Origin of the sequence: Pseudoalteromonas sp. SR45-5 (assembly GCF_014163565.1) — a bacterium.
Classification (GTDB): Bacteria; Pseudomonadota; Gammaproteobacteria; order Enterobacterales; family Alteromonadaceae; genus Pseudoalteromonas; species Pseudoalteromonas distincta.
Genome location: NZ_JACJDN010000289.1, coordinates 1 through 5,049, shown reverse-complemented (window position 1 = coordinate 5,049; position 5,049 = coordinate 1). Strand labels below are relative to the sequence as shown.

Annotated in this window: 6 protein-coding genes and 1 riboswitch; of the genes, 4 read left to right on the top strand and 2 right to left on the bottom strand. The window is 39.7% G+C overall.

Features of this window, described 5'->3' with window-relative positions; all coding sequences use genetic code 11:
• The coding region (locus H5072_RS11670) for an AzlD domain-containing protein (RefSeq protein WP_182693611.1) at positions 1-212 on the bottom strand (212 nt) is incomplete at its 3' end.
• The gene (locus H5072_RS11665; RefSeq protein WP_004335013.1) at positions 209-913 is read right to left on the bottom strand and encodes an AzlC family ABC transporter permease; all 705 of its coding nucleotides are present in this window, start codon (positions 911-913) and stop codon (positions 209-211) included. The genes H5072_RS11670 and H5072_RS11665, both read right to left, overlap by 4 nt.
• Before the next feature lie 107 nt (positions 914-1,020).
• Here H5072_RS11665 and H5072_RS11660 point away from each other — a divergent pair, with 107 nt between their 5' ends.
• The 4 genes from H5072_RS11660 to H5072_RS11645 all read left to right on the top strand — a co-directional run.
• The gene (locus tag H5072_RS11660; RefSeq protein ID WP_007377891.1) at positions 1,021-1,677 is read left to right on the top strand and encodes a cytochrome b/b6 domain-containing protein; all 657 of its coding nucleotides are present in this window, start codon (positions 1,021-1,023) and stop codon (positions 1,675-1,677) included.
• Positions 1,678-1,765: 88 nt separating this feature from the next.
• Positions 1,766-1,853: riboswitch (cyclic di-GMP riboswitch) on the top strand.
• Positions 1,854-1,949: 96 nt separating this feature from the next.
• The gene (locus H5072_RS11655) at positions 1,950-2,513 is read left to right on the top strand and encodes a hypothetical protein (RefSeq protein WP_024597144.1); all 564 of its coding nucleotides are present in this window, start codon (positions 1,950-1,952) and stop codon (positions 2,511-2,513) included.
• Between the two features lie 137 nt (positions 2,514-2,650).
• Positions 2,651-4,726, top strand: a complete 2,076-nt coding sequence (locus H5072_RS11650) for a S9 family peptidase (RefSeq protein ID WP_182693610.1) — start codon at positions 2,651-2,653, stop codon at positions 4,724-4,726.
• A 60-nt stretch (positions 4,727-4,786) separates the two neighbouring features.
• On the top strand, positions 4,787-5,049 hold a 263-nt coding region (locus tag H5072_RS11645; protein ID WP_182693609.1), incomplete at its 3' end, for a hypothetical protein.

Here is a 5,049-nt window from a genome sequence, read left to right as displayed (position 1 = left end):
GCTGCGCTTAAATAAGGGTTTTGCCAGTTTAAGTTAATGCCATCTTCATTCAAAAACACGATAGGCACCCAAATTGCTGTAAGCACCGCAGGTGCGCTAAAGCTTAAAAATTGCTGCATTTTAGGACCTACTTTAAACGGTAAAGCGCGGTGTAAAAATAAATAACGCGTAAAAAATGTAATGAACGCCATGAGTAAAATAGTTGTCATCATAGCGTTGCTTCCTTTTTAGCGGTTAGCCTTGCTGTGCTATAACCTGCGGCCATTGCCAGCAGCGCTGAGCAAACAAGCCATAACTCAAATCCGGTACTTTTTAAAAGCGTTGCGCTAACGCCTGCTACAATTACCGTAACGAGTGAGGCCAAATTTTTGATTCCCGGAATAACTAACGCGATAAACGTGGCAGCAATCGCAAAGTCGAGCCCTAAATTAGTTAAGTCGGGCAGCATTGTGCCCGCTACAATGCCAATTAACGTCCAAATATTCCATGCAATATAAAAGCTAAAACCAGCGCTCAATGCGTATATTAAGCGTGTTTTTGTTCTATATGCTTTTCGATGATGAGAAAACGCAAACAGCTCGTCGGTTAAAACAAAGCTCACCGGTAAGCGCCAACGCATAGGTTGATCAATGACCTTATGACGCACAGCTAAACCGTATAAAAAGTGTCGAGAGCTAATAATAAATGTTGTGAATAAAATTGTGAGCAATGGTGTGTTGCCCGCCATAAGTTCAATCGCAACAAGCTGTGCAGAGCCTGCAAATACTAATAACGACATTGCTTGGGTTTCAAAGGCGCTAAAACCATTTTGAATCGCTAAAGAGCCGCATAAAATACCCCAAGGAACAACGGCTAAACACAGTGGTAGCATATCTAAAAAGCCTTTTAAAATAGCTTTTTTAACTGGTTGCATGATATTTACTCTCACGGCTTGTAGAATGGATCATAAGGATACCTTAATATTATGATGTTAAAGTAGTTAACAAATTAAATAATACTGTTTTTTTAAGGATAGGCACAATGACGACGTTAAAAGTGTGGGATGGGTTTATTAGATGCTTTCATTGGTTTTTGGTTGTAAGTATTGCAGTGCTTTATTTTAGTATTGAAGAGGGCATGATTGAGCTTCACTTTGTCGCTGGTTTTTTTACTTTAGCACTTATAGTAACACGTTTAATATGGGGTGTTATTGGTAGTAAAACCGCGAGATTAAGTGGGTTACTGCACTCTCCTCGTGCTATTTTAAAGGCGCTAAAAACACCAAGCGAATCGTTAGGCCATTCAGCACCCGGCAGCTGTATGGTGATAGTTTTTTTTATATTGATCATAACGCAACTTGTAAGTGGCTTAATGAGCAGTGATGGTATTTTAACTGACGGGCCGCTTGCTCAATATGTGTCTAGCGATACGATTGATTTTGCCAATTGGCTACATGAGCTGAATTTTGACATTTTACTTTATGCTATTGGCTTGCACGTATTGGCTATTATCATTTATAGAATAAAAGGCAAACCGCTAGTTAAGGCGATGATCACAGGCTCAAAAGAGTTAAAAGCGGATGACTCTGAGGCTAAAGTAACTAAAGCGTCTTGGCCTGCGTGGTTAATATTTATATCTTTATTGGTGTTGCTGGTATTTACGTGGGCGAAAGAGCCTTTAACTTATTTGTTTAGTTAAAAACACATTAAACCAACCTTAAAGGGTTGGTTTTTGTTTTTGGTTACATTCTTTTGTTTGATTGTTATGCGGGGTCGAATTATAATCGCCGCATTGCTGGCAAACTAGCCGAAAGGTTAGGACGCAAAGTTTCCGGTCTAAGGCTTTTTAAAAGCTATGGTAGCGGGACTACTGCATAACGTGTTGTTATGTATCACTTGCCCTCAGTGTATTTTTTGTGTATCCATAGTGTATGGATAAGATTTTGTAACTCTTAAGGTGTTGCCGTGTTTATGCATACGTCGTTGGCCTGTGGAAAGTGGTCAACAATAGGTTGCTTAAATCATCATACCCAATTATTTATTGGTGATGTGGTGAGTGTAACCTTTTACGACATGCAAGGAGAGCTGGTTAGTTTATCATTTGATTACAAGATCACCTCGCTTGAGCAAGGTGAGCCTCACGCATGGCCACGTTTAGTTGCCGAGCATATTAATGTGCATGTTCCTCTGGTTAGCGCAGGTAAAATGACCGAACAGGGTTTAATTGTAGCCTATAGAAATAATGAAATTTTTGCTTTGCAAAGCAGTGGTATATGTAAAGCACACGTCGACTTTCATTGTATTGCAAAATGCGATGAGCGTGTTGTTAAGAACCTTGATACTTATGATTACGTGTACCCTGAAAATTGTGAAAACTATAATGCGGGTACAAAGGTATTGCAGCCAAAAACTGGGCATGTATATCAATGCAGGCCTTGGCCATTTAATGAGTTTTGCCGCACGAATGACGATAATAAGTCTATGTTCGAACCCGGTGTAGGGCAAAGCTGGGCTATGGCTTGGCAGCAAATATAAAGCTTAAATTATCTTCCCAAAGGTATAGCGGTTTTAGTAATGCAGCGTTTACCGTTTTAGCCCATCCAACTATTGGATGGGCTTTTTTATTTTTATGATAAACTGCAAATCACATTATTTTTTTAATTGGTTTTGTTGTGTCTCGTCCTGTCTACTCTTTAAGTTTATTACCTAATTTCCCGATTGCTAAACAGCAAGCCCATACATTAAGTACTCATAATAAGATACGTACCGATAATTACTATTGGATGCGTGATGACGATCGCCAGGATGAGCAAGTACTTGCGCATTTACATGCTGAAAATGCGTACTGCGATGAGCAGTTAGCTGCTATGAAGCCACTACAAAATACACTTTTTGAAGAGTTAAAAGCACGCATTGTAAAAGATGATAATTCGGTACCCGTTAAAGACGGGAAATACTGGTATCACTCAGAAGTTCGTGGTGATGATGAATACTCGCGTCACTATAGAAGTACGAGCATAAAGGCCGATAATAAAGAGCTTTTACTCGATGTTAATGTATTAGCTGAAGGATTTGAGTTTTTTGAGCTGGGCGAAGTCGCACTAAGCCCATGCGAGCAGCTTATGGCTTACTCTGAAGATACTGAAGGTCGTCGTATTTATAATGTTCGCTTTAAAAGCTTAGCGACCAGTGAAATGCTTCCTGATGTGCTTGAAAATACAGAAGGACAAGTTGTTTGGGCTAACGACAATAAAACTGTTTTTTATGTAAAAAAAGATTTAAAAACGCTATTAGGATACCAAGTATTTAGGCATGAGCTTGGCAGCGAGCAAAGCCAAGACGTAATGGTCTACGAAGAGCAAGACAGCAGCTTTTTTATGGGACTTGGTAAAAGCCGCGATGAAAGCTTAATTATTATTGATTTAGCATCGACAGAGACCAATGATACATGGGTGCTTGATGCTAATAAGCCCACTGGCGAATTTAAAGCATTAATGCCGCGTGAAGATGGCCACGAGTTTGACGTAGATAAGCTAGGTGACACATTTTATATTGTGACTAACTGGCAAGCTAAAAACTTTAGATTAATGACGGCAACAAACGAAACAATTGCAGATAAAACACAATGGGTTGAGCATACAGCTCACAGAGAGAATGTACTGCTTGAAGGTGTAGAGTTATTTAATGACTTTTTAGTATTGAGTGAACGCGAGCAAGGGCAAGCTCGATTTGTAGTTGTTAATAGGCAAGGGGATCGTATGGCACTTGAGTTTGCCGATCCTTGTTATTATGCTGCAATAGCAATGAACCCAGAGCCAGACACAGGCACTGCGCGTATTTATTACTCAAGTTTAACAACACCAGGTTCTTTATATGATGTTGATTTAGCAACTGGCGAAAAAACACTACTTAAACAGCAAAAAGTACTCGGTAGTTTTAATGCCGATGACTATCAGTCTGAGCGATTAATGGTAACTGCTCGCGACGGAGTTAAAGTACCCGTATCAGTTGTTTATCGAAAAGACAGCTTTAAAAAAGATGGCACAAATCCGTTATTTCAATACGGCTATGGTGCGTATGGCTATACGATTGATCCAAGTTTTTCAAGTTCATCGCTGAGCTTGCTCGATCGTGGTTTTGTTTATGTAATAGCACATGTTCGAGGCTCTGAAATGCTAGGTCGCGAGTGGTACGAACAAGGTAAAAAAGAGCATAAACAAAATAGCTTTAGTGACTTTATTGATGTGACAAAAGCGCTTGTTGCACAAGGCTATTGTGATAGCAGCAAGGTGTTTGCCTCAGGCGGCAGTGCAGGTGGTTTATTAATGGGGGCGGTTGTAAACCAAGCACCAGAGTTATATTGCGGTGTTGGCTGTCATGTACCATTTTTAGACGTATTAACCACGATGCTTGATGAAAGTATTCCGCTCACAACAAATGAATATGATGAATGGGGTAATCCAAATGAGCCTCAGTTTTATGATGTAATTGAAGCTTACTCGCCGTATGACAATATTCGCGCCCAAAACTATCCGAACATACTCGTTACTACCGGTCTTCATGACTCACAAGTGCAGTATTGGGAGCCTATGAAGTGGGTTGCAAAAATGCGTGAACTTAAGACTGACAGTAATATTTTAGTATTTAAAACCGATATGGATGCAGGGCACGGCGGTGCATCAGGTCGCTTTAAAAGTTTAGAGGAAAAAGCACTCGAAATGGCCTTTTTTATTGCTTTATTAAATTAACTGCAAAATCGGAAAATTGTATTATCCTATATATAGAAGTTGATATATGTAAGGCGATATATGTTTGGTGCACATGGTGAATTTCAAATTTGTTCACAGCCCCCTCAGATGTATTTAGAATTGAAAGGGAGCTTTAATAATGAAGGCATTACGCTGTTAACTAATGGAGTTGTTCAGGAGTTGAGCACTCACCCTGAAAATACGATTAAGTTTGTGGTTGTTAATTTAAAAGAGTTTGAGCTGTTAACTTTGGATGGCCTCGATTCATTAGAGGCCTATTTTGCCGGTGTAAAAGAACGTGGCTATCAACGAGTTGATTATAT